The organism is Maribacter huludaoensis, from assembly GCF_029350945.1.
GTDB lineage: Bacteria > Bacteroidota > Bacteroidia > Flavobacteriales > Flavobacteriaceae > Maribacter > Maribacter huludaoensis.
Genome location: NZ_JARKMS010000014.1, coordinates 1 through 3,985, shown reverse-complemented (window position 1 = coordinate 3,985; position 3,985 = coordinate 1). Strand labels below are relative to the sequence as shown.

The 3,985-nt window shown below is 30.4% G+C and carries 5 protein-coding genes; all 5 read left to right on the top strand.

Going from position 1 to position 3,985, the window contains the following annotated elements:
• Positions 1 to 198 precede the first annotated feature (198 nt).
• The 5 genes from PXC01_RS18355 to PXC01_RS18335 all read left to right on the top strand — a co-directional run bounded on the left by PXC01_RS18355 (position 199) and on the right by PXC01_RS18335 (position 3,730).
• Positions 199 to 609, top strand: coding sequence for a hypothetical protein (locus PXC01_RS18355; RefSeq protein ID WP_276473724.1), 411 nt, complete (start codon positions 199 to 201; stop codon positions 607 to 609).
• A 136-nt stretch (positions 610 to 745) separates the two neighbouring features.
• Positions 746 to 1,453, top strand: a complete 708-nt coding sequence (locus PXC01_RS18350; protein ID WP_276473723.1) for a hypothetical protein — start codon at positions 746 to 748, stop codon at positions 1,451 to 1,453.
• Positions 1,454 to 1,545: 92 nt separating this feature from the next.
• Positions 1,546 to 1,965, top strand: a complete 420-nt coding sequence (locus tag PXC01_RS18345; protein ID WP_276473722.1) for a hypothetical protein — start codon at positions 1,546 to 1,548, stop codon at positions 1,963 to 1,965.
• Positions 1,966 to 2,109: 144 nt separating this feature from the next.
• A complete protein-coding gene (locus PXC01_RS18340) occupies positions 2,110 to 2,556 on the top strand; it encodes a hypothetical protein (protein WP_276473721.1) in 447 nt (148 codons plus the stop codon).
• Positions 2,557 to 2,743: 187 nt separating this feature from the next.
• Positions 2,744 to 3,730, top strand: coding sequence for an outer membrane protein assembly factor BamB family protein (locus PXC01_RS18335; protein WP_276473720.1), 987 nt, complete (start codon positions 2,744 to 2,746; stop codon positions 3,728 to 3,730).
• The last annotated feature ends 255 nt before the right edge of the window (positions 3,731 to 3,985 follow it).

The following is a 3,985-nucleotide window of genomic DNA, read 5'->3' as shown; positions in this document are numbered from 1 at the left end:
CTAGCTCAACCTCTTAATCTCTCTCCTTATTTATATAATTAATAGTATATTCAAACTGAAAATCAAACATACGAGCCGGAACGTTAGGCACAATTAGAAATGAAAATTAAGATAGACGAACAGAAAATGAAAAAAAAGCGCTTGACGTTCTCACTTTTGAGTGTAATATTCTTGAGTATTTCAATTCTAATATTGATAATGAATTTAGTTAAAGAAGACGGATTCAAAATCGATAAACTAGTTCCAATATTAGGAACATTAACATTTGGTGCTTTTTGTCTAATACCTGTAATTAACCTCGCAAAACGAAGAAAATTTAGTTCGGAAATTATTTCAATCGAAAATGAATCCTTAGTAATCCGTAGCCAACTGTTTTCACCCGTAAAGACAATAGAATTAAGTGATATAAAATCGATTAAATTATGGAGAGAGACGAGATCTAACAAGCAGTATCTTATATCTCAAACACTCCAGGACAAACCGAATATTTTAGATCAATTACGAGGAAAACATTTGTACATCACTGACACTATTGTAGACGTCCATGATCTAGACGAATTAATAACTGAATTAAATAAAAAAGTGCCTAACAATAGCTATAAAGCATAGGCCTTACCAACCAAACCGTTCCTACGCTTCATAGCCGGAACGTTACCATACATTGATGAATAGAACTAGACTACATATTTTAACACTCTTCACGTTTCTCTTCATGGTTAGTTGTAGTGGACAGAAACAAACGGAAATGGAGGAGCGAGTCAAAAATCTTGGTGTTGAAATTTTTCAATTTGCTCAAAATGGAAATTATAACGCTTCACTACCACAAGACTTAGTGTTTATAGGTAACAACACATTTTGGAACATTCTGGAGATAACAGAGCCTGTTGACTCAATTGAATTTACTGTTCATGATGCCAAAGGAATAGATGACAAGGCAGATTACCTGCTCGATATTGGTTCATATATCGGATTAAGAATTAAATACGATAAAGAAATTGACAAATTTCACATTATAGGATATCATGGAACACAAACAAAAGTTGAGAGTTCTAGGCAAAATCAAATTTTTGAACTTGACCAAGATTTATATAAAGTTGGAAATATAAGACCCGGCATTGGGCTGGATGGATTCGAAATTAATGAATCAACAGAGAAAGAGATATTTAAAAAGTATGATGAACAAATGTTTAATAGACTAGGGATTTGGTTCGAGTTCCAAAATGACACTCTAAAATCTCTTTACATTTCCAAATACCAACTAAAAACGGAAAACGAGATAAGACCAGAAACAAGTTCGAAAAGTGAAATCCTAACCAAATACGGAACCCCACATAAAACTAGAAGCAGTTTCACTTTTTTAAATAAGGATATTAAAAATATTGATGTTCTAGAATATGAAGGAATAGAATTTGTAATTCTCAAGGACGAACTAATGGTAATTAAGGTAAAATAAAACGTATGGTAACAAGGTGTATAGGTCATAGCTTCCCTTCGGTCAGCAACGCCCCATACACAGAACGTTGGCAATAATATAACAGAACGCAGATGAAACGAATACATTTTGATAATTTAGGAAAGAAAAACTATTGGATTTTGTTAATAATTCTATCTCTGATTTTTATTTTCATCGGACTAATTGAACCGTTTGAATTTGAAAATAAAAAAATCTATAAATATATAAGTTCGTGCGGATTTTTCTTGCAGGCACTTTATTTCAGCAAACTATTTTGGTATAAAAATACTGTACAATGGAATGATAAAGGAATAGTTATCCGAATTAAATCATTTCTTGGAAAATCATTGAGATTTGACGAAATAAAAGCGACTGAACTGAATGGAAAGGAAATGACTTTAAAAAAAATTGACGGTCGAAAAATCCTGCTTGATTTAAATGAAATTGCTGAATCAGATATTCAAAAACTGAATGAAATAATGATTAAAAATACTATTGCCAACAATGTATAAAAATAATTGCGGTTTAGTGCTTAACCAAAGGTAGTTGCAAGTTTACTACGTCTGATTTTCCTTCGGAAAATCCTCGCACGCAAACCCGCAACTATTCTTATACGAGACCGTTGTAACCAATTTGAGAAATCCGAACTACCGAGAATGTTATTTATAAAAAAACATAGTTTAGTTACCGAAAAACCTATCAATATTGTAAGGGATGAATTAAAATCATCAACTGACAAAATAAGTGTTACGGAATTGAATGAAACCAAATTACACGGATTAATGAAAAACAAATACGGAACTGGATATGATATAATATCTGATATTAATTTAAAATCTATTTCGTCTGACAAAACAGCTGTTGAAATTAAAAACGAATTTGACTTATTTACAAACTTGTTTCTGATTGCAATATTTGTTGCACTTTGGGGGATTTCAATCTACAAATTAATCAACGGAGAAAGTATTTTAAGTTTTGAACTGATTTTAATGTTGGCTTTTCCAATTATTGGAGCTTTAATTACAAAATCATCTTTCGGAATTTATGACAAACGAATAATGAAAATTTACTCTTCGTTACTGAATAATAAAGAAGCGAATTAAAAAAAACTGGTTACAACAAAGTATAAAAATAATTGCTATTTTAGGCTTAATCAAAGGTCGTTGTGCTTTTGTTACATCTGATTTTCCTTCGGAAAATCCTCGCACACAAAACCGCAACTATTCTTATACATAAACGTTGTGTTGCATTAAAAACAAAGTAATAACAGAAGATTGAGTCTATAAGATTATGTATGAATTACGAACAAAAATAGATGCTCCGGTCAATAAAGGCTTTTATTTGGAAGGCTCATTTCTATTATATCAATCTGGAAAAAAATTAATAAAACAAAACCTTGATAACAATAAAATACTGTTTGAGAAAGAGGTAAACCATAACTTTCAATCAATTAAACCATACAAGAATGGTTTCATATGTTTATCAAGTTCTAATTATTCAATTTTAGATAATGACTTAAACATAATTTCAGATAATAAAATTAATTATTATGAATATAGATTAATCTCTGAAGAATTTCTATTTTCAGTGGTCGACTATAACTACAACACATTTGAAAAGAAAAGTGGATTATATGAAATTGAAACAAGAAAGAATATTTGGGAAACTGACTATAATAAAGGTACTTTAAAATCTGTTGATGGTATTAACTTTTTCATATCAAGTCCTACAAAAATACAACGATTAAATAATGAAGATGGTGCTATAATTTGGTCATATGAAATTAATAATAAAAATTTCATTCCTGAATTATTAGGAGTAAATGACAATCTTGCTTTCTTTGGATTACAATCAATAGACAAACTAATAGCTATCGAGATAACCACTGGAAATATTAAATGGCAAAAAAGCACAATAATTGGGGGGTATTTTTTTGATTATAAAGAGAAAAAAATTCATCAAATGATGGTGAATTATACTTGCGTTGATTTGTCTACTGGAGAAAACATTGATTCTTACGTAGATAATGATTTTTTCGAGAAGAATAAATTTGAAACTCAAAGAAAAAATTATGGATTTATTGATAATCATATTATAACAACAGATTTCAGAAAAGGAACAATTGGTGCTTTTAATACCTTAACAAAGGAAATTGACTGGAAATATGAATCTGATAATGAGTCATTTCCTGCGACTTCACCAATTGTCTTGAATGACAAATATTTGATAGTTCAGAATAATAAAAATTCATTAAATATATTTCACAGAAAACAATAACGCAACACAACAATGGCTATAATTAATTGCTTGTTCTCGCATACTTCTGAAAATCCTCGCGGATTTTCAGTTTGGTGTGTACTTGCTAAGTTAAGTGCTAACCCACGCAACTACTCATAGCCTAAACGTTAGCGGCAATAAGCTATTAATAAATTATAGCGGCTACGGGGCTTTCCCATTTTTACTTTTTGCACTATATTTTCTTCTCGGTTCGCAAGTCATAACGTTTATCGGAAAAGTAAAAAATCTACGGTT